The sequence below is a fragment of the Pseudomonas sp. NCIMB 10586 genome (assembly GCF_023127895.1).
In the GTDB taxonomy this organism is placed as follows: domain Bacteria; phylum Pseudomonadota; class Gammaproteobacteria; order Pseudomonadales; family Pseudomonadaceae; genus Aquipseudomonas; species Aquipseudomonas synxantha_A.
The window spans coordinates 128,083-149,065 of record NZ_SPKQ01000015.1; the positions used below are offsets into that span (position 1 = coordinate 128,083).

19 protein-coding genes are annotated in these 20,983 nt (G+C 60.0%); 8 read left to right on the forward strand and 11 right to left on the reverse strand.

What is annotated here, in order from left to right; all coding sequences use genetic code 11:
* Window positions 1-2: 2 nt before the first annotated feature.
* Window positions 3-590, forward strand: a complete 588-nt coding sequence (locus tag E4P01_RS07695) for a LysE family translocator (protein WP_032803577.1) — start codon at window positions 3-5, stop codon at window positions 588-590.
* On the opposite strand, the gene E4P01_RS07700 is transcribed toward E4P01_RS07695, so the two are convergent.
* The 8 genes from E4P01_RS07700 to gloB all read right to left on the reverse strand — a co-directional run bounded on the left by E4P01_RS07700 (window position 532) and on the right by gloB (window position 11,342).
* Entirely contained in the window at window positions 532-1,425 is an 894-nt protein-coding gene (locus E4P01_RS07700) for an AraC family transcriptional regulator (protein ID WP_078821524.1), read from the reverse strand. The two genes, E4P01_RS07695 and E4P01_RS07700, sit on opposite strands and share 59 nt — an antisense overlap.
* Window positions 1,426-1,502: 77 nt before the next feature.
* Window positions 1,503-3,104 (reverse strand): ABC transporter ATP-binding protein, encoded by a 1,602-nt coding sequence (locus E4P01_RS07705; RefSeq protein WP_078821523.1) that lies wholly within the window; start codon window positions 3,102-3,104, stop codon window positions 1,503-1,505.
* 1 nt (window position 3,105) lies between these two features.
* The gene (locus E4P01_RS07710; protein WP_216091550.1) at window positions 3,106-4,125 is read right to left on the reverse strand and encodes an ABC transporter permease; all 1,020 of its coding nucleotides are present in this window, start codon (window positions 4,123-4,125) and stop codon (window positions 3,106-3,108) included.
* 1 nt (window position 4,126) lies between these two features.
* Entirely contained in the window at window positions 4,127-5,200 is a 1,074-nt protein-coding gene (locus tag E4P01_RS07715) for a microcin C ABC transporter permease YejB (RefSeq protein WP_216091549.1), read from the reverse strand.
* Window positions 5,201-7,039, reverse strand: a complete 1,839-nt coding sequence (locus tag E4P01_RS07720; protein WP_216091548.1) for an extracellular solute-binding protein — start codon at window positions 7,037-7,039, stop codon at window positions 5,201-5,203.
* Window positions 7,036-8,865, reverse strand: coding sequence for an extracellular solute-binding protein (locus tag E4P01_RS07725; RefSeq protein WP_078821521.1), 1,830 nt, complete (start codon window positions 8,863-8,865; stop codon window positions 7,036-7,038). The genes E4P01_RS07720 and E4P01_RS07725 overlap by 4 nt, the downstream gene beginning before the upstream one ends.
* A gap of 210 nt (window positions 8,866-9,075) precedes the next feature.
* On the reverse strand, window positions 9,076-10,476 hold the full coding sequence (locus tag E4P01_RS07730) for a transglycosylase SLT domain-containing protein (protein ID WP_216091547.1): 1,401 nt from the start codon (window positions 10,474-10,476) through the stop codon (window positions 9,076-9,078).
* A 98-nt stretch (window positions 10,477-10,574) separates the two neighbouring features.
* Window positions 10,575-11,342: a hydroxyacylglutathione hydrolase gene (gloB, locus tag E4P01_RS07735; protein WP_216091546.1), complete on the reverse strand. Its 768-nt coding sequence runs from the start codon at window positions 11,340-11,342 to the stop codon at window positions 10,575-10,577.
* A gap of 65 nt (window positions 11,343-11,407) precedes the next feature.
* Between gloB and E4P01_RS07740 the strand changes: the two genes are divergently transcribed.
* The 5 genes from E4P01_RS07740 (at window position 11,408) to E4P01_RS07760 (ending at window position 16,483) form a co-directional block, all read left to right on the forward strand.
* Entirely contained in the window at window positions 11,408-12,166 is a 759-nt protein-coding gene (locus E4P01_RS07740) for a methyltransferase domain-containing protein (RefSeq protein WP_216091545.1), read from the forward strand.
* An 85-nt stretch (window positions 12,167-12,251) separates the two neighbouring features.
* Window positions 12,252-12,704 (forward strand): ribonuclease HI, encoded by a 453-nt coding sequence (gene rnhA / locus E4P01_RS07745; protein WP_034097030.1) that lies wholly within the window; start codon window positions 12,252-12,254, stop codon window positions 12,702-12,704.
* Window positions 12,705-12,788: 84 nt separating this feature from the next.
* Complete coding sequence (gene dnaQ / locus E4P01_RS07750) at window positions 12,789-13,529, forward strand: DNA polymerase III subunit epsilon (protein WP_164699548.1); 741 nt, start codon at window positions 12,789-12,791, stop codon at window positions 13,527-13,529.
* Window positions 13,530-13,634: 105 nt separating this feature from the next.
* Entirely contained in the window at window positions 13,635-15,890 is a 2,256-nt protein-coding gene (locus tag E4P01_RS07755) for an Orn/Lys/Arg decarboxylase N-terminal domain-containing protein (protein WP_248129962.1), read from the forward strand.
* A gap of 23 nt (window positions 15,891-15,913) precedes the next feature.
* On the forward strand, window positions 15,914-16,483 hold the full coding sequence (locus tag E4P01_RS07760; protein ID WP_078821556.1) for a GNAT family N-acetyltransferase: 570 nt from the start codon (window positions 15,914-15,916) through the stop codon (window positions 16,481-16,483).
* A gap of 8 nt (window positions 16,484-16,491) precedes the next feature.
* Here E4P01_RS07760 and E4P01_RS07765 read toward each other — a convergent pair whose 3' ends face one another.
* Window positions 16,492-17,400, reverse strand: coding sequence for a LysR substrate-binding domain-containing protein (locus E4P01_RS07765; protein WP_078821516.1), 909 nt, complete (start codon window positions 17,398-17,400; stop codon window positions 16,492-16,494).
* A 183-nt stretch (window positions 17,401-17,583) separates the two neighbouring features.
* Here E4P01_RS07765 and E4P01_RS07770 point away from each other — a divergent pair, with 183 nt between their 5' ends.
* A complete protein-coding gene (locus E4P01_RS07770; protein WP_032880976.1) occupies window positions 17,584-17,922 on the forward strand; it encodes a hypothetical protein in 339 nt (112 codons plus the stop codon).
* 62 nt (window positions 17,923-17,984) lie between these two features.
* On the opposite strand, the gene E4P01_RS07775 is transcribed toward E4P01_RS07770, so the two are convergent.
* Entirely contained in the window at window positions 17,985-18,221 is a 237-nt protein-coding gene (locus E4P01_RS07775; protein WP_032875971.1) for a hypothetical protein, read from the reverse strand.
* Window positions 18,222-18,448: 227 nt separating this feature from the next.
* Here E4P01_RS07775 and E4P01_RS07780 point away from each other — a divergent pair, with 227 nt between their 5' ends.
* On the forward strand, window positions 18,449-19,006 hold the full coding sequence (locus E4P01_RS07780; protein ID WP_216091544.1) for an NAD(P)H-dependent oxidoreductase: 558 nt from the start codon (window positions 18,449-18,451) through the stop codon (window positions 19,004-19,006).
* 51 nt (window positions 19,007-19,057) lie between these two features.
* On the opposite strand, the gene poxB is transcribed toward E4P01_RS07780, so the two are convergent.
* Window positions 19,058-20,782, reverse strand: coding sequence for a ubiquinone-dependent pyruvate dehydrogenase (gene poxB / locus E4P01_RS07785; protein ID WP_103734337.1), 1,725 nt, complete (start codon window positions 20,780-20,782; stop codon window positions 19,058-19,060).
* Window positions 20,783-20,983 lie beyond the last annotated feature (201 nt).

Sequence of the window (20,983 nt, forward strand, 5' to 3'; positions counted from 1 at the left end):
CAATGAGCTTGATCATTTCCATGGCCGCTTTCGCCCTGGCCACCTCCATTACCCCTGGCCCGGTCAACGTGGTTGCCCTGAGCAGCGGTGCACGCTTTGGCTTTGCCGCCAGCCAGAAACATGTGTTCGGCGCGGCAGTCGGCTTCACTTTACTGCTGGTGCTGATCGGCCTGGGGCTGCATGAAGTGCTGGTGCGCTGGCCGATACTGACTCAGGTGATCCAGTGGGGCGGGGTGGCTTTCCTGTTGTATATGGCTTGGAAACTGGCGATGGATGACGGTCGACTTGACGCTGAAGGCGCCGCTACCGCGCCATCGATGCTGTACGGCGCGATCATGCAATGGCTCAACCCCAAAGCCTGGCTGGCCTGCGTGGCCGGGATGGGGCTGTTCGTGGCCGATGGCGATGCGGGGCAGGTATGGCTGTTTGCGGCGCTTTACCTGGTGATTTGCTACCTGTCGGTAGCGTGCTGGGCGTATGCCGGGACGTTCTTACGTCGCTACTTGAACAACCCGCAGGGCGTGCGCCTGTTCAACCGCTCAATGGCCGCGTTGCTGGTGGCCAGTGTGGGTTATTTGCTGATGGCTTGAGGTTCTCGCGGTACTGCCCGGGCGTGGCGGCAAAGTGCTGTTTGAACGTGCGCTGGAAGTGCGCCTGGTCGGCAAAGCCTGCGGCCAGGGCGACGTCGGCAATCAGTTCGCCGTCGCGCAATCGAGCGCGGGCGAACTGGATACGGCGATTGACCAGGAAGGCATGGGGTGTCAGCCCGTAATACTGCTTGAAGGCACGAATCAGGTACGACGGCGACAGCTCGGCTGCCAGGCAAATGTCCTCCAGCTTCAACGCCTCGGTGCAGTGTTCACGGATGAAGTCCGCTGCACGCTCCAGCTTGTGATTGACCTCTCTTATCGGCGTAAGCGAGGGGTTCAAACGCTGCTGGACTTCGCTGAAGTAACCCACCAGCGCGCTCTGTTTGTGCAGCAGTTCGGCCTGCTCATCCACCAGCAGTCGGTACAACGCCAATAAGCCGTTGTACAGCGAGACGTCTAGGGTATAGGGGGTGCTGAACGGGCGGTAACCCTGGTCGGTGCTGAAACCCAACTGGTGCTGCAGGTCGGTCAGCCAGGGTGTGTCCAGGTAGAGCATATGGTAGGACCAATGCTCATTCTGGATAGGGTTACAGGCGTGCACGTCGCCGGGGTTCATCAGCACCACGGTGCCTGCGCTGATCTCGAACGTCTGTGTGTCGTAGTGGTAATAGCTGCGCCCCGTGGTGATCGCACCGATGGAAAAGTGCTCATGGGCGTGCCGGGTATAGGTGACTTTGCGCCCGTCGGCAATGGTGCGCGCCTCGATAAACGGCAAGCGTTCGTCGCGCCAGAAACAAGGCGCCTGGGCGGGGCGGGCAGTGGTGTTCAGCGACATGGCGGTGGCTCCATCCCTTGAGAGATCGAGGGCTGATCTTTACACACACCGCCAGTGGCGTCAGCCTTGATGTGATGTCAGGCAGGTACCAAAAAGGCGGCCTTGAGCAACTGGCGGGTGTAGGCATGTTGTGGGTCGGCAAAAATCGCCTTGGCATCGCCTTGCTCCACCACCTGGCCTTGCTTGACCACCATCAGTTGATGGCTGAGCGCCTTCACCACCGCCAGGTCATGGCTGATAAACAGGTACGTCAGGTTGTACTTGGCCTGCAAGCCGCGCAGCAACTCAACCACCTGGCGTTGTACCGTGCGGTCCAGGGCCGAGGTGGGCTCGTCCAGCAGAATCAGGCGCGGCTTGAGCACCAGGGCGCGGGCGATGGCGATACGTTGGCGTTGGCCACCGGAGAATTCGTGGGGGTAGCGATGACGGGATTCGGGGTCCAGGCCCACTTCCCTGAGCGCTGCGATAATCGCTGCTTCCTGCTCGTCAGGCGTGCCCATCTTGTGGATGCGCAAGCCCTCGCCGACGATTTCGCTGACGCACATGCGCGGGCTCAGGCTGCCGAATGGGTCCTGGAACACCACCTGCATTTCCCGGCGCAACGGGCGCACCTGTTGCTGGGTAAGCGTGTCCAGTTGCTGGCCTTCGAAGCGTATCCCGCCCTTGCTGCCGATCAGGCGCAAAATCGCCAGGCCCAGGGTGGACTTGCCCGAGCCACTTTCACCGACGATGCCCAGGGTTTGTCCCTGGGGCAGGCTGAAATTGATGCCGTCCACCGCCTTGACGTAATCCACGGTGTTGCGCAAAAAGCCCTTCTTGATCGGGAACCAGACTTTCAGGTCGTCTACTTCCAGCAACGGTGGGCCGACCTCATTGCCGGCCGGCCCGCCGCTGGGCTCTGCTGCCAATAATTCCTGGGTATAGGGGTGCTGGGGCGACCGGAACAATGTCTCGCACTCGGCCTGCTCCACGATGCAACCTTGCTGCATCACGCACACGCGATGGGCGATGCGCCGTACCAGGTTGAGGTCGTGGCTGATCAGCAACAGCGCCATGCCCAGCCGCGCCTGCAACTCCTTGAGCAACTCCAGGATCTTCAACTGCACGGTGACATCCAGGGCCGTGGTCGGCTCATCGGCGATCAGCAGCTCCGGCTCATTGGCCAACGCCATGGCGATCATCACCCGCTGGCGCTGGCCGCCGGACAATTCGTGGGGCAGCGCCTTGAGGCGTTTGTGCGGTTCGGGGATGCCCACCAGCTCCAGCAATTCCAACGTGCGCCGGGTGGCGACCTTGCCCGTCAGGCCCTTGTGCAGGCCGAGTACTTCGTTGATTTGCTTCTCGATGGAGTGCAGCGGGTTCAACGAGGTCATCGGCTCCTGGAAGATCATTGCAATGCGGTTGCCGCGAATATGCCGCAGGGTCTTTTCTTTAAGGGTCAGCAGGTCTTGCCCGGCGTATTCGATAGTGCCGCTCGGGTGTCGCGCCAACGGGTAGGGCAGCAGCCGCAGGATCGAGTGGGCCGTTACCGACTTTCCGGAGCCGCTTTCGCCGACCAGTGCCAGGGTCTCACCCCGTTTGATGTCGAAACTCACTTGGTTGACCACGCGGTGGTGATGTTCACCGGTGACAAACTCGACACTGAGGTCACGGATTTCGATCAGATTGTCCGGATTCATCTCATTTCCTCGGGTCGAACGCATCGCGAGCGGACTCGCCGATAAACACCAGCAGGCTCAACATGATCGCCAGTACGGCAAAGGCACTCATGCCCAGCCACGGCGCTTGCAGGTTGGATTTACCCTGGGCCACCAGTTCACCCAGCGACGGCGAACCCGCCGGCAGGCCGAAGCCAAGGAAATCCAGGGCGGTGAGGGTGCCGATGGCGCCGGTAAGGATGAATGGCAAAAAGGTCATGGTCGAGACCATCGCATTGGGCAGGATATGGCGGAACATGATCACGCCGTTCTGCATGCCCAGCGCCCGTGCTGCGCGCACGTACTCAAGGTTGCGCCCGCGCAGGAACTCGGCGCGCACCACATCCACCAGGCTCATCCAGGAAAACAGCAGCATGATCCCCAGCAGCCACCAGAAGTTGGGTTGCACGAAACTCGCGAGGATGATCAGCAGGTAGAGCACCGGCAGCCCCGACCAGATCTCCAGAAAGCGCTGCCCGGCCAGGTCGACCCAGCCGCCATAGAACCCCTGCAACGCGCCGGCAATCACGCCGATGATCGAGCTGAGCACGGTCAGGGTCAGGGCAAACAGCACCGATACGCGAAAGCCGTAGATCACCCGCGCCAGCACGTCACGCCCCTGGTCATCGGTACCCAGCAGGTTGACGCTTGAAGGGGGCGCGGGGGCGGGGACCTTCAGGTCGTAGTTGATGCTCTGGTAGCTGAACGGGATCGGCGCCCACAAGGTCCAGGCATCCTTGGCCTTGAGCAGCTCCTGGATATACGGGCTCTTGTAGTTGGCTTCCAGGGGGAATTCGCCGCCGAAGGTGGTCTCGGGGTAGCGCTTGAGCGCCGGGAAATACCAGTCGCCGTCGTAATGCACGGCCAGGGGTTTGTCGTTGGCGATCAGCTCGGCGCCCAGGCTCAGCCCGAACAGGATCAGGAACAGCCACAGCGACCACCAGCCACGTTTGTTGGCCTTGAACCGCTCGAACCGGCGGCGATTGAGGGGGGACAGGTTCATCTCAATGCTCCCGGCTGGCGAAGTCGATACGCGGATCGACCAGGGTATAGGTGAGGTCACCGATCAGTTTCACGACCAGCCCCAGCAGGGTGAAGATAAACAGCGTGCCGAATACCACCGGATAGTCGCGGTTGATTGCCGCTTCAAAGCTCATCAGGCCCAGGCCGTCGAGGGAGAAGGTCACCTCCACCAGCAGCGAGCCGGTAAAGAAGATGCCGATGAACGCCGAGGGGAAGCCGGCGATCACCAGCAGCATCGCATTGCGGAAGACGTGGCCGTAGAGCACGCGGTGGTTGGTCAGCCCTTTGGCCTTGGCAGTGACCACGTATTGCTTGTTGATCTCGTCGAGAAAGCTGTTCTTGGTCAGCAGGGTCATGGTCGCGAAGTTGCCGATCACCAGTGCGGTGACAGGCAGCGCCAAGTGCCAGAAGTAATCGAGGATCTTGCCGCCAACGCTCAACTCGTCGAAGTTGTTGGAGGTCAGCCCGCGCAAGGGGAACCAGTCGAAATAACTGCCGCCGGCAAACACCACGATCAGCAAGATCGCAAACAGGAACGCCGGAATCGCATAACCCACGATGATGGCCGAGCTGGTCCACACATCGAAGTGGCTGCCGTGTCGCGTGGCCTTGGCGATCCCCAGCGGAATCGACACCAGGTACATGATCAGGGTGCTCCATAACCCGAGAGAGATGGACACCGGCATCTTTTCCTTGATCAGGTCGATGACCTTGGCGTCACGAAAAAAGCTGTCGCCAAAATCCAGCCGGGCGTAGTTCTTGACCATGATCCACAAGCGTTCCGGCGCCGACTTGTCGAAGCCGTACATCTTTTCGATTTCCTTGATCAGCGCCGGGTCCAGGCCCTGGGCGCCACGGTAGCTGGAGCCGGCCACCGCAACTTCGGCCCCGCCCCCGGCAATACGGCTGGTGGCGCCGTCGAAGCCTTCCAGCTTGGCGATCATCTGCTCCACCGGCCCGCCGGGGGCGGCCTGGATGATGACGAAATTGATCAGCAAAATCCCGAACAGCGTGGGAATGATCAGCAACAGGCGGCGAACAATATAGGCCAGCATTCAATCGCCTCCGCTCGCCGCATCGGCGTTTTGTGTGGTGTCCAGGGAGACCGCCGGTTTGACATCGGGTTTGGCCCACCAGGTGGCCGTGCCCACGTCGTAGCGTGGCGAGACTTTGGGATGACCCAAGTGGTCCCAGTACGCCACGCGGAAGGTCTTGATGTGCCAGTTGGGCACCACGTAGTAACCAAACTGGAGTACGCGGTCGAGCGCCCTGGCGTGGGCAATCAGGCTTTGGCGCGAGCCGGCATCGATCAGCTCTTCGACCAGTTGGTCAACGGCCGGATCCTTGAGGCCCATGTAGTTACGGCTGCCGGGCTTGTCGGCGCTGGACGATTTCCAGAATTCGCGCTGCTCGTTACCCGGCGAGGTGGACTGTGGGAAGCTGCCCACCAGCATGTCGAAATCCCGTGAGCGCAGGCGGTTGACGAACTGCGAGACATCCACTCGGCGAATCACCAGGTCGATGCCCAGGTCGGACAGGTTGCGCTTGAACGGCAGCAGGATGCGTTCGAATTCGGTCTGGGCCAGCAGGAATTCAATAGTCACCGGTTTGCCGGTGCTGTCGACCATCTTGTCATCGACAATCTTCCAGCCGGCAGCTTGCAACAGCTGGTAAGCCTCGCGCTGCTGGGTGCGGATCATGCCGCTGCCATCGGTTTTGGAAGGTTCGAAGGCCTGAGTGAAGACTTCGGGCGGGATCTTGTCGCGCAAAGGCTCAAGGATCGCCAGTTCATCCGGGCCAGGTAAACCGGTGGCGGCCATTTCCGAGTTTTCGAAATAGCTGCGGGTTCGGGTGTACGCGCCGTTGAACAGCTGCTTGTTGCTCCATTCGAAATCCAGTAGCAGGCTGATCGCCTTGCGCACCCGCACATCCTGAAACATCGGCTTGCGCATATTGAACACAAAGCCCTGCATGCCGGTGGGGTTGCCGTTGGGGATTTCTTCCTTGATCAGTCGGCCCTGGGTCACCGCTGGAATGTTGTAGGCGTTGGCCCAGTTCTTTGCGCTGAACTCCAGCCAGTAATCGAATTGCCCGGCCTTCAAGGCTTCCAGGGACACGGTGCTGTCACGGTAGTAATCCGTGATGCGGGTGTCGAAATTGTAGAAGCCCTTGTTCACCGGCAGGTCCCTGGCCCAGTAGTCCTTGACCCGCTCGTAGCGAATCATGCGTCCGGGCTTGACCTCCGACACCTGGTACGGCCCGCTGCCCAGGGGCGCTTCCAGGTTGCCCTTGGAAAAGTCGCGGCTCGCCCACCAGTGCTTGGGCAGTACTGGCAACTGCCCGAGTATCAGCGGCAATTCGCGGTTGTTGGTGCGCTTGAACTTGAACAGCACACGCAACGGGTCTTCGGCCACCACTTCGTCGACATCGGCGTAGTAGTTGCGGTAAAGCGGGTTACCGTCCTTGATCAGGGTCTGGAAGGTAAACACCACGTCTTCGGCGCGCATCGGATGGCCATCGTGGAAGCGCGCTTCGGGGCGCAGGTAGAAACGCACCCAACTGTTGTCCGGGGCTTTTTCGATCTTGCCCGCCACCAGCCCGTATTCGGTAATGGGCTCGTCCAGGCTTTGCATGGCCAGGGTGTCGTAGATCAACGGCAGGTTATCCGCCGGCACACCCTTGCTGATGTAGGGGTTGAGGCTGTCGAAGCCGCCCATGGCCGATTCGCGGAAGGTGCCGCCTTTGGGGGCGTCGGGGTTGACGTAGTCGAAATGCTTGAAGTCGGCGGGGTACTTGGGGGGCTCGTTGTAGAGGGTCAGCGCGTGTTGCGGGGCGGCTTGGGCCGCGGTGCACAGCAACAGGCTGGCGAGCAGGGTAGTACGCAAAGACATCATTGGGCTTTCTCCGAAGCTTTCAGCCACCACGCACTCAGGCCCAGGCTATAGGGCGGCGTGGTAACGAAGGCGAACCGGTTGCGGTACGCCAGGCGATGATAGTTGAGGTACCAGTTGGGAATGCTGTAGTGCTGCCACAGCAGCACGCGGTCCAGGGCGCGGCCGGCCGCCAGTTGTTCTTCTCGGGTCTGCGCCGCCAGCAGTTGATCCAACAGATGGTCGACCACCGGGTTGGCGATGCCGGCGTAGTTCTTGCTGCCTTTGATCGTGGCCTGGCTGGAGTGAAAGTACTGCCACTGCTCCAGACCCGGGCTTAGGGTCTGGTTGAGAGTCATCAGAATCATGTCGAAATCGAATTGATCGAGGCGCTGTTTGTACTGTGCCCGGTCGACGGTGCGCAAGCGGGCGTCGATGCCGATGCGGGTCAGATTTTCGACATAAGGTTGCAGGATGCGCTCAAGGTTCGGGTTGACCAACAGGATCTCCAGGCGCAGCGGTTGCCCATCCTTGTTGAGCAGGCGTTGGCCCGACAGTTTCCAGCCGGCTTCGCCAAGCAGTGCCAGGGCGCGACGCAGCGTGTCGCGGGGGATACCGCGACCGTCGGTCTGCGGCAGGCTGAACGGCTGGGTAAACAGTGCGGCCGGCAGTTGGTCGCGATAGGGCGAGAGCATCAGCCACTCATGGCCCACGGGCAGGCCGGTGGCCGAGAATTCGCTGTTGGGGTAATAGCTCACCGAACGCTTGTAGGCGCTGCTGAACAGGGTGCGGTTGGTCCACTCGAAGTCGAACATCAACCCCAGGGCTTCGCGGACCTTGGCCTGGCTGAAGGCGGGCCGCCGGGTATTCATGAACAGGCCCTGGCTCTGGGTGGGGATCTGGTGGGCAATCTGCGCCTTGATCACATCGCCACGATTGACCGCGGGGAAGTTGTAGCCCGTGGCCCAGTTCTTGGCCTGATGCTCGATATAAATGTCGAATTCACCAGCCTTGAAGGCTTCAAAAGCCACGTCGCTGTCGCGATAGAACTCCACCTCGACCTTGTCGTAGTTGTAGAAGCCTCGGTTGACCGGCAGGTCCTTGCCCCAGTAATTCTTGACCCGTTCAAACACCAACTGCCGCCCAGGGGCGACCTTGGTGATGCGGTATGGCCCGCTGCCCAGCGGCGGCTCGAAGGTGGTGGCCTTGAAATCGCGGTTCTTCCAGTAGTGCAGGGGCAGCACCGGCAATTCGCCCAGGCGCAGGATCAGCAACGGGTTGCCCGCACGTTTGAATACAAAACGGATGCGGTGGCGGTTGAGAATATCGACCCGGGCCACTTCCTGCAGGCTCGTACGGTATTGCGGATGGCCTTCGGTCAACAGCGTGCGATAGGAAAACGCCACGTCTGCGGCGGTGATCGGCTTGCCGTCGTGAAAGCGCGCTTCGGGGCGCAGGTTGAACACCACCCAACTGCGGTCCTCGCTGTATTCCACCGACTGGGCAATCAGGCCATAGCTGGAAGTGGGCTCGTCGCCCGACGGCGCGTACTGGCCGGTGCCGACCATCAAGGGTTCGTTCAGCTCATTGACGCCGTATTGCAGGAAATTGCCGGTGGAAACCGGGCTGGTGCCCTTGAAGGTATAGGGGTTGAGCGTGTCGAACGTGCCAAAGGCCATAACCCGCAGCGTGCCGCCTTTGGGCGCTGCAGGGTTTACCCAATCGTAATGGGTGAATTTGGCCGGGTACTTGAGTGAGCCGAACTGCGCGTAACCGTGGCTCTCGGTAATCGTCGCGTTCGCAGCAAAGCTCAAGGCCAGACTTGTTAGTAGAAGGAGAGGACGCTTCAAGTCAGAGATCCGATCCAGGCGGCTTGGGCTTTATGATCGGTACAGTAACAGCTTGTTCCGGTTGGAAAAAGCCAGTTAGGGCGATGGCGATCCAATGTGGGAGGGGGCTTGCTCCCGATAGCGGCATGTCAGCCAATACATAGGCTGACTGACCCACTGCTATCGGGAGCAAGCCCCCTCCCACATTAGCCTCCGGTGTTCTTGAGGGCTTTATCTTGGCCCGGAAACCACCAGCATCTGCCCTGGCTTTAACGCCTGGCCGGTGCGCGGGTTCCAACGCTTGAGATGTTGCATCTCAACGTTGAAACGCTTGGCGACCATGTACAACGAGTCGCCTTTCTTGACCTTGTACTGCACCGGTTTTTTCGCTGCGGCCTTGCGGGTGTCCTGCATCACCAGGGTCTGGCCGACCTTGAGTGCCTGGCCGTTGAGCTTGTTCCAGCGTTGCAGGTCATGCACGTCGACCTTGTTGGCCTTGGCGATCAAGGTAAGGTTATCGCCACTGCGCACCTTGTAGCTGCGGGTACGCCCGGCCACCGACTTGGTCTCGACTTCGTCGAACACCGGCTTCTTGGGGCGCATGCTCAGCAATTCTTCCGGCTTCATCGTCGAAAGGGTGCTGGTGAGCAGCTGCGCCTTGGAGGTCGGCACCAGCAAATGCTGGGGGCCGTCCAGGGTGGTGCGTTGTTTCAGGGCCGGGTTGAGCTGGAACAGTTCGTCTTCGTCGATCTCGGCCAACGCGGCAACCCGTGACAGGTCCATGCTTTGCTTGACTTCAACCACTTCGAAGTACGGCGTGTTGGCAATCGGGTTCAGGTTGACGCCGTAGGCCTCTGGCGCCAGAACCACCTGGGACAGGGCCAGGAACTTGGGCACATAGTCCTTGGTTTCCTGGGGCAGGGGCAGGTTCCAGTAATCGGTAGGCAGGCCGAGCTTTTCGTTGCGCTCGATCGCCCGGCTGACCGTACCTTCGCCGGCGTTATAAGCCGCCAATGCCAGCAGCCAGTCGCCGTTGAACATGTCATGCAGACGTGTCAGATAGTCCAGGGCGGCGGTGGTGGAGGCGGTAATGTCGCGGCGGCCGTCGTAGGCACGGGTCTGGCGCAGGTTGAAGTAGCGCCCGGTGGAGGGAATGAACTGCCACAAGCCGACCGCATCGCTGCGCGAATAAGCCATCGGGTTGTAGGCACTTTCAATCACTGGCAGCAGGGCCAGCTCCAGAGGCATGTTGCGTTCTTCAAGGCGTTCGACGATGTAATGAATGTAGAGGCTGCCGCGTTCACCGGCGTTCTCCAGAAAGGACGGGTTGCTGGCGAACCACAGACGCTGTTGCTCGATGCGTGGGTTGACGCCGACACCGTCCTGCAATTGAAAGCCCCGACGCATGCGTTCCCAGACATCCTGGGGTACTTCGGGGCTGGGCTTCTCTGATAGCCAAATAGGTTTTTGCTTGATCTTGGCAGCAAGATTGGGTTTGGGTTGCACGGTGGATTGTGCAGCGTAATTGGTCGATTGGCAGCCCGCCAGAGTTGCGGAAACGGCCACCGCCACGGCTTGAGCCAGGCGGGTCAATGCGTCTGAAGAAATGGATTTACGAATAGATGACGACATTGGCTGGAAGTAAGTTCCGGGCAAAAATGTCGGGCGATTCTAGAAAGCGCTTTGGTTCCGGTCAACCATTCAGAAATTACGTATCAGATTGCATCCTCTTAGAACTTATCTTTCCAAGCCCTCAAGCTAGCAAACACCTCGGCCCCAGAGCGGTTATCGCGGCCGTTCCGTTCGTCCGCTTTTTGTTTAACGGATGTTTCAGCGGTGCGCAAAAAGGGATTCGTGAGTTTTTCCAGCGCCAGGCTCGAAGGCAGCGTGATCTCGCCACGGGCGCGAAGTTGGGCAACATTTTCCACCCGTTCGGCGATATCGATGTTGTCCGGTTCAACGGCCTGGGCAAACTTGAGGTTGCTTTGTGTGTATTCATGGGTGCAGTACACAAGTGTATCGGCAGGCAGGGCGGCCAGGCGCTGCAGGGAAGCATGCATCTGCTCCGGCGTGCCCTCGAACAGGCGGCCGCAACCGGCAGCGAACAGCGTATCGCCACACAACAACACGCCCTGATGGTAAAAGGCGATATGCCCCAGCGTGTGCCCCGGCACGGCGTACACGTCGAAGTCCCAGCCCAGCACGTTGATGCGGTCATTGTCGTGCAGGGCTACATCCCGCGCCGGAATCTTTTCATTGGCCGGGCCGTAGACCTTGGCGCCGGTGGTATTTTTCAGTTGCTCGACACCGCCCACATGATCATGGTGATGGTGGGTGACCAGAATGTCGCTGAGGGTCCACTCGGTGTTCTGCTTGAGCCAGGCCAGCACCGGCGCGGCATCGCCGGGGTCGACCACGGTGCAGCGCAGGGTGGAAGGGTCTTGTAACAACCAGATGTAGTTGTCGGTGAAGGCGGGTAGGGCACTGATCTGTATCATTCTTCGATTCGCCAAGCTGAACACATTGGTGCATCTTAGAACGTCTAGGCGAGTTGGAGAATGCAATGACTGATAAAGCGTTCGCCCAGGCCGATCCTGAGTGGCTGGCCCTGATCAGCGCGGCCCGCGAATGGTTGTCCGGGCCGATTGGACAATTTCTGCTGGACGAAGAGCGGCGTATGCTCGACGACGAGCTGGGCCGGTTCTTTGGCGGCTATCTGGTGCATTACGGCCCCTCGGCCCAGACGCCGCCTTCGGCGCCCCAGGTGCAACGCAATGTTCGCCTGGGCGCGCCGCTGCCGGGGGTGGAAATCGTCTGTGAGGAACAGGCCTGGCCCTTGAGCGAGCACGCCGCTGATGTGGTGGTGCTGCAGCATGGCCTGGATTTCTGCCTGTCGCCCCATGGGTTGCTGCGCGAAGCCGCGAGCAGCGTGCGCCCAGGTGGCCATTTGCTGATTGTCGGTATCAACCCCTGGAGCAGCTGGGGCTTGCGCCGTGTGTTCGCCCGTGATGGCCTGCGTCAGGCGCGCTGCATCTCGCCATCGCGGGTGGGAGACTGGCTGAACCTGCTGGGCTTTGCGCTGGAGAAACGTCGCTTCGGGTGCTATCGTCCGCCGCTTGCGACAGCCAAGTGGCAGGGCCGCCTGGCGGGCTGGGAACGCCGTGCAGGTACCTGGCAATTATCCGGCGGCGGCTTCTATCTACTGGTAGCGCGCAAGATCGTGGTCGGTTTGCGGCCGGTGCGTCAGGTTGCGCGCCAGCCCATTGGCAAGCTCGTGCCGATGCCGATGGCCAAGGTCAACCGCAAGCAAAGCGAACGCTGAACCCTTTTTTGATTTCAGGCCGGTTTGTCCGGCCTCGGGATACTGTCGGTCGATTACCGCCAGCCCGTTTTGATGGATACAACCGATGACCGATAGCGTAGAACTCTTCACCGATGGCGCCTGCAAGGGCAACCCCGGCCCCGGCGGTTGGGGCGCCTTGCTGGTGTGCAAGGGCGTGGAGAAGGAACTGTGGGGTGGTGAAGCCAATACCACCAATAACCGCATGGAGCTGATGGGCGCTATTCGTGGCCTGGAAGAGCTCAAGCGGCGCTGCAACGTCTTGCTGGTGACCGACTCGCAATACGTGATGAAGGGCATCAACGAGTGGATGGTCAACTGGAAGAAGCGCGGTTGGAAGACGGCGGCCAAGGAGCCGGTCAAGAATGCTGACTTGTGGCAGTTGCTCGACGAGCAATGCAACCGTCACGACATCACCTGGAAATGGGTGCGTGGGCACATCGGCCACCCTGGCAACGAACGCGCCGACCAGTTGGCCAATCGTGGCGTGGATGAAGTGCGCGGCTACAAGCAGGGCTGAATCAGCTCACGTGTTAACATCGCGCCCTTTGATTCACCACATCACATTGCACACCACACCGTTGAGAGCTGAACCCTGATGGCCATCCGATCTGTTGTACTCGATACCGAAACCACCGGCATGCCGGTGACCGATGGTCACCGGATCATCGAAATCGGTTGCGTCGAACTGATGGGGCGCCGGCTGACCGGCCGCCACTTCCACGTTTACCTGCAACCGGACCGTGACAGTGACGAAGGCGCGATCGGCGTCCACGGCATCACCGATGAATTCCTCAAGGGCAAGCCACGCTTTGCCGAAGTCGCTGATGAGTTCTTCGAGTTCATCAACGGCGCCCAGTTGATCATCCATAACGCGGCGTTCGACATCGGCTTCATCAACAACGAATTTGCCCTGATGGGGCAGACGGACCGTGCGGACATTTCCCAGCACTGCACGATCCTCGATACCTTGATGATGGCCCGTGAGCGTCACCCGGGCCAACGCAACAGCCTCGATGCCTTGTGCAAGCGTTATGGTGTCGATAACTCCGGCCGTGAACTGCACGGCGCCTTGCTCGACTCCGAGATCCTGGCCGACGTTTACCTGACCATGACCGGCGGGCAAACCAGCCTGTCCCTGGCTGGTAATGCCTCTGATGGCAGCGGCTCGGCAGAAGGCTCCGGCAATCGCCCTTCGGAAATCCGCCGCCTGCCGGCCGATCGCAAGCCTACGCCGATCATCCGCGCCAGCGAGCAGGACCTGGCCGAGCACGTGGCGCGGTTGGAAGCGATTGCCAAGGCGGCGGGTGCGCCGGCGTTGTGGACTCAATTGACACAACAATAAGCACGGGGCAGTGCAGTTGATCTTGATGGGCTGCCAAATCTTCATTCGCCACATTCGCTTCCAGCTTCTACCCTGAGTGCAAAGCCCTCCGGAGTAAGAGCGCTCATGTACAAAGACCTCAAGTTCCCTATTCTTATCGTGCACCGTGACATCAAGGCCGACACCGTTGCCGGTGACCGGGTTCGAGGCATCGCCAGGGAGTTGGAACAAGAGGGCTTCAGTATATTTTCTGCGGTGGACTACGCCGAAGGGCGGTTGGTGGCTTCCACCCATCACGGTTTGGCGTGCATGTTGATCGCAGCAGAAGGCGCCGGGGAAAATACCCACCTGCTGCAAAACATGGTCGAGCTGATCCGCCTGGCGCGGGTGAGGGCACCCAACCTGCCGATCTTTGCCCTGGGTGAGCAAGTCACCCTGGAAAACGCGCCGGCCGATGCGATGAGCGAGCTTAACCAGCTACGCGGCATTCTTTATCTGTTCGAAGACACCGTGCCGTTCCTGGCGCGCCAGGTCGCCCGCTCTGCACGCACTTACCTGGACGGCCTGTTACCGCCGTTCTTCAAGGCCTTGGTGCAGCACACCGCCGATTCCAATTATTCCTGGCACACCCCTGGCCATGGCGGTGGCGTGGCGTATCGTAAAAGCCCGGTGGGGCAGGCGTTTCACCAGTTCTTCGGGGAGAACACCCTGCGCTCGGACTTGTCTGTTTCTGTCCCTGAACTGGGCTCGCTGCTCGATCATACCGGGCCCCTGGCCGAAGCCGAGGCCCGCGCCGCGCGCAACTTTGGCGCCGACCATACGTTCTTCGTCATCAATGGCACCTCCACCGCCAACAAGATCGTCTGGCATTCCATGGTCGGTCGCGACGACCTGGTGTTGGTGGACCGCAACTGCCACAAATCGGTGTTGCACTCGATCATCATGACCGGCGCTATCCCGCTGTACCTGTGCCCGGAGCGCAACGAACTGGGGATCATCGGCCCGATCCCCCTGAGCGAATTCAGCCCCGAGTCAATCCGCGCCAAGATCGACGCCAGTCCGTTGGCATATGGCCGGCCACCCAAGGTGAAGCTGGCGGTGGTGACCAATTCCACCTACGACGGCCTGTGCTACAACGCCGAACTGATCAAGCAGCAATTGGGTAATAGCGTAGAGGTGCTGCACTTCGATGAAGCCTGGTATGCCTATGCGGCATTTCACGAGTTTTTCGCCGGGCGCTATGGCATGGGCACCTCGCGCACACCGGACAGCCCGCTGGTATTTACCACCCACTCCACCCACAAACTGCTGGCCGCATTCAGCCAGGCATCGATGATTCATGTGCAGGATGGCGGCGCACGGCAGCTGGACCGTGACCGTTTCAACGAAGCCTTCATGATGCACATCTCGACTTCACCGCAATACAGCATCATCGCTTCGCTGGATGTCGCTTCGGCGATGATGGAAGGCCCCGCCGGGCGCTCGCTGTTGCAGGAAATGTTCGACGAGGCCCTGAGTTTCCGCCGCGCGCTGGCCAATCTGCGCCAGCATATTGCTGCCGAGGATTGGTGGTTTTCGATCTGGCAGCCACAATCGGTGGCGGGTATCGACCGCGTTGCCACGGCGGACTGGCTATTGCATCCCCAGGATGATTGGCACGGCTTTGGCGATGTGGCTGAAGATTATGTCTTGCTGGACCCGATCAAAGTCACCCTGGTGATGCCTGGCCTCAATGCAGGTGGCGCCTTGAGCGATTGTGGGATTCCCGCCGCGGTGGTCAGCAAGTTTCTCTGGGAGCGCGGCCTCGTGGTGGAAAAAACCGGGCTTTATTCGTTCCTCGTGTTGTTTTCCATGGGGATCACCAAAGGCAAGTGGAGCACCTTGCTCACCGAGTTGCTGGAGTTCAAGCGCAGTTACGATGCCAACGTCAGCCTGGCCAGTTGCTTGCCCTCGGTGTACGCCCAGGGGCCGATACGTTATCAGGGCTTGGGCCTGCGCGATCTTTGCGACCAGTTGCACAGCTGTTACCGTAGCAACGCCACCGCCAAGCATCTCAAGCGCATGTACACGGTATTGCCGCAGATTGCGATGAACCCCGCCGATGCCTACGACCAACTGGTCAGAGGCGAAGTTGAAGCGGTATCCATCGATGCCTTGCCAGGACGCATCGCAGCCGTAATGCTGGTGCCTTATCCACCGGGCATTCCATTGATCATGCCCGGCGAGCGCTTTACCGAATCAACGCGGTCAATCATCGACTACCTGGCATTTGCCCGCACGTTCGATAGCAGTTTCCCCGGTTTTGTCGCCGATGTTCATGGGCTGCAACACGAAGATGACGGCAGTGGCCGTCGTTACACCGTCGATTGCATCAAGGGTTAAGAATGTTTATGCAGCAAGCTGTGATGAACCCGAAGTACCCAGGGCTCAGTGTGCGCGTCGCCGACGAAGGCTTCGACGCATACGTATGGGGCAATGACTTCAGCTTCGAGGTCAGCGCCTATGGCATACCGCAGATGGGCCAGCGCGTCGAGCAATGGCCGGTTGAGCGCGTCCTGCCGTATCGCAAATGCTATGGCATCGACCCGGAAGAGTTCGCCAGCTTTCGCGATGCCGCCGACAGTGCGATCTTCATGGCCTACCTGGATGACCGTGCGGTAGGGCACATTGTGGTCAGCACCAACTGGAACGGTTTTGCGCATGTTGATGAGTTGGCCGTGGTGTTGCCGGCGCGACGCCATGGCGTGGCCAAGGCGCTGCTGGATGTGGCGCAGTTCTGGGCGCGCAAGAAAAACCTACCGGGCATGATGCTGGAAACCCAGAACAATAATCTGGGTGCCTGCCGCCTGTATGAGCGCTGCGGGTACGTGATGGGCGGGATAGACCAACTGCGTTATCGCGGGATTGATCCACAAACACGCGAGGTGGCGATTTTCTGGTATCGGTTGTTCAAGACCGAGGTGGAAGCAGTCTGAACTCGCTTCTACAAGGGTTTGGTGTCGTTGCAAGCCAGGCTTTCGGCTTTCTGGGTGACTATTTCCAGCAGCGCATTCAAGGCTGGTGATGTCGCACCGTCCTTCAGGGTCAGTGCATAGAGGCTGACCAGTATGGGGGGCGACACCGGGCATACATCCAGCCCGGCCTCCCTTGCACCAAAGGCGGTAAAGGGGTCGACAATCGCCAAGCCTTCTCCGGCCTCGACCATGCTGCGCATCATCTGGTACGTCTGCACCCGCGTTTGCACCACCGGCAGCGGGCGCAGGGCTTGCAGCTTGGCATCCAGCAGGCGGCTGAGCGGGTCATGCCCCTCAAGTCCGATCAGCGACTGCCCGGCCAGGTCTTGCAGCGCAATGTACTTCTGCCTGGGTTTGAGCCAGCCATGGGGCGCGAGCAATTGCAGCTTGCCCTGGGCCAGCACCGTGCTTTGGATTTGCGCATGTTCCGGGTCATGCAGGCTCAGGCCCACATCCGCTTCGTGCAGCAGCAGGCTCCTGACGATCTCCCGGGTCGGCTGGCTCGACAGATTGCACGGCGTATCCTGGAAACGTCTGCGCAGCATGGCGATGCTTTGCGGCAACAGCTGGTTGGCCAGGGGCGGGGTGCAAAGGGCACGCAGGGTTGGAGCGTGATGGTGTTTCAAACGGCTGGCCAATCGCTGTACTGGCTCAAAGGCTTCGTACAGTTGGGCAATGTGCGTCTGCAACTCCAGCGTTTCCCGTGTTGCCTGGAGCCGACCGCGCACGCTGGCAAACAGCATGAACCCCAGCTGCAACTCGGCGTCCTTCAGGATTGCGTCTACTTCACCCACAGAGAGTTGCAACCATTCGGCGGCCGTGCCCAGGTGTCCGGTTTGCAAGATGGCCTGAATCACTTCGATATGACGTAAACGCATGGCCGGAGTCTATGTGCAGCGCGATGGGTATTCAATGGTGCAAGCCCTCAGGCGCAAAAAAGACTGCGCGGGTCGCCCCGGCCTATGGCGCTCGGCCATGACCTCATTAGAATGGTGCGTCTGATCAGCAACGACCAATGCCGGCTTGCCGGTACTTACAACAAAAAACAGGTCTGGTCTCAAATGCCTCTACCCTCGACGTTCTTCGGGGTGACGGCCAAGCAACTCGTGGTTCTTGTGACCGTGGGATGCGTGGCGGCTTACCTCTTCAACGACCCCACGGAACACCCATCCGAAGGCCTTGCACTTGAAACGTTCATCCGTTCCCAGGAAAAAGTGAACGAGCAGGTCGGCACCGTGTTGGCGGTTACCTTGATCAAGCAAGTGGAGGCGTACCCCGCGTCCAACCGGTCGGGCTACAAGCGCTCGATGTACGCGGTGGAGGGGGAGAGAGGGCAACTGGTGGTGACGCTCAAACAAAGTGAGCAGGGCATCGAAGTGACGCAGATCCGCAGTCCTTGATGGCCCCGGCCCAGTCAACGCCATCGATGGCCAGGACTGAGCGGGTGTACAAACGGGGACCCTTATGATGCCAGGGTAGTTTTCGATTCGCGGACGAGAATGGTCCCCGACTGGATCAGTTTGAATTCATCGCCTTCCAGTTTCTCTACACGGTCGCCAATGGCCAGCTTGTAGGTGGTGGTGGGCGTCGAGCCAGCCAGGTCGCCTTGCGCCGGGTTGGATTCCTGGAACTCATGCACCGAATATACGCGGCCTTCCGCGTCTCTGGCATGGAACTGTCCGACTAGTACTGCTGCCATCTGTTTAGAACCTCTGGAGATAAACGCTCGATTTGCGGTTCTGTAGACCGTCAGGGAGCGGGGTAGTTTACCGATAAGAAAAAAATACTATTCGCTGATATTTTCAGACACTTCCTACGCAGGTTACTGCAAGGAAAACGCCCTGGTAATCATCGAAACCCTCTGGTGAACACGCCGCTAAGCCTTTATAACTACAAGCTCCTTTATTCAGAAGTCGGGAAACCTCAATGAGCAAGGTCTACACGATTGCCGTCCTGGTGGGCAGCTTGAGAAAAGCGTCGATCAACCGCAAGGTCGCCCTGACCTTGGCCGAGCTGGCGCCTGCCAATCTCAAGTTGAACATTGTTGAAATCGGCGACTTGCCGCTCTACAACGAGGACATCGACGGTGCAACACCGCCCGCAGCCTACAGTACTTTCCGCCAACAGGTGAGTTCATCCGACGCGGTGCTGTTCGTGACCCCGGAATACAACCGCTCCGTACCGGCAGCGTTGAAGAACGCTATCGACGTAGGTTCTCGTCCATATGGGCAAAGCGCCTGGAGCGGCAAGCCTGGTGCGATCATCAGTGTGTCGCCGGGTGCCATTGGTGGTTTCGGCGCCAATCATCACCTGCGCCAGTCACTGGTGTTCCTGGATGTGTGGTGCATGCAGCAGCCGGAAGCTTACCTGGGTGGGGCGGGCAGTGTGTTCGATGAGGCGGGCAAGGTGTCGGAAAAGACCAAACCATTCTTGCAAGCATTTATCGATGCCTACGGCAAATGGGTGGAAAAACAGAAGGCTTGATCGGGCAATGCGCTCAGGTGTGGGAGGAGCAAGCCCCTCCCACCTTTTCGTTTAACGCAGCCAGTTGGTCCGGGCCAGTTCAATCACCTCATCCCCGCGCCCACTCATCACCGCTTTGAGCATATACAAGCTGAACCCTTTGGCCTGTTCCAGCTTGATACTTGGCGGCATCACCAGTTCCTGAGTGGCGGTCACCACGTCTACCAGCACCGGGCCATCATGGGCCAATGCGCGGCGCAAAGCCGGCTCGAGGTCTTCGGATTGCTCCACGCGAATCCCCAGGATGCCCATGGCATTGGACATGGCCGCGAAGTCCGGGTTTTTCAACTCGGTGCCAGTGTCCAGGTACCCGGCAGCCTTCATTTCCATGGCCACAAACCCCAGGGACGAGTTATTGAACACAATGAGTTTGACCGGCAGATTCAACTGCGCCAGTGAAATGAAATCCCCCATCAACATGGTAAACCCGCCATCGCCCGACATTGAAATCACCTGGCGCCCAGGGAATGCCGCCTGGGCGCCGATGGCCTGGGGCATGGCGTTGGCCATAGAGCCATGATTGAACGAGCCGATCAGCCGGCGTTTGCCATTCATCTTCAAATAACGCGCCGCCCACACCGTGGGTGAGCCGACGTCGGCGGTGAAGATCGCATCATCGTCGGCCAGCTCGCTGAGCAAGCGTGCGACGTACTGGGGGTGGATCGGTCGATTCGCCTTGGAGGGTTGCGCCAAGTCATCCAGCCCCTGACGGGCCTTCTCGTAGTGCTTCAACGAGGTCTCAAGAAAGCTGCGATCGGTCTTGCGGGTCAGGCGCGGCAGCAGGGCATCGATGGTCTCCCTGACATCGGCGGCGATGCCCAGATCCAGCGTGGCGCGTCGTCCCAGGGCTTGCGGGTCGCGATCAACCTGAATGATCTTGGCGTCGGTGGGGTAGAACTGGCGGTAGGGGAAGTCGGTGCCGAGCATGATCAAAGTGTCGCAGTCGAGCATGGCGTGGTAACCGGAACTGAAACCGATCAGGCCGGTCATGCCCACGTCAAACGGGTTATCCCACTCCACATGTTCCTTGCCGCGCAACGCGTGCACCACCGGCGCGCCGAGCGCATCGGCCAGCGCTACGACTTGGTCGTGGGCACCGGCACAGCCGCTGCCGCACAGCAGGGTGACCTTTTCACTGCCCTGAAGGATCTCGCTGAGGCGTTGCAAGTCCTGCTCAGCCGGTAAGGTGCGCGGTGCGTGCAGAGCTGGCCAGGGCTTGAGTTTATCTTCCACTTCAAGCAACGACACATCCCCCGGAATCACCACCACCGCTACGCCGCGGTTGAGGATTGCCGAGCGCATGGCACGGTGCAGTACCTGGGGCATCTGCTCGGGGTTGCTCACCAGCTCGATGAAATGGCTGCACTCCTTGAACAGTTCCTGGGGATGGGTTTCCTGGAAATAGTTGAGGCCGATCTCCGACGACGGAATTTGCGCAGCAATCGCCAGCACCGGCACATGGTTGCGATGGCAGTCGAACAAACCATTGATCAAATGCAGGTTGCCCGGCCCGCAACTGCCGGCACACACCGTCAACTCCCCCGTGGCGGCGGCTTCGGCACCGGCGGCAAAGGCGGCGACTTCTTCGTGGCGCACATGCATCCACTCGATACTGTCCATGCTGCGCAGTGCGTCGGTCAGGCCATTGAGACTGTCACCGGTCAGGCCCCAGATGCGCTTGATACCCGCCTGTTCAAGGGTGGTCGCCAGTTGCTGGGCCAGGTTGATTTTCGCCATAAGGAACTCCAGTCGTCAGTGAGGTTAAAAACTGCTGATCAGTAGAGGACAGTTCGATTACGGCGAATGCTCACCCTATAGTGTGAAGATTGCTTCATGGCCACGCGGTATTGGCGGGGGCGCCGGGGGGTGAACCACTGGTCACGTACCAGCGCAATGCACGGGGCGACGTTGGCCTTGGTCTGCCCACCCAAATTTGCA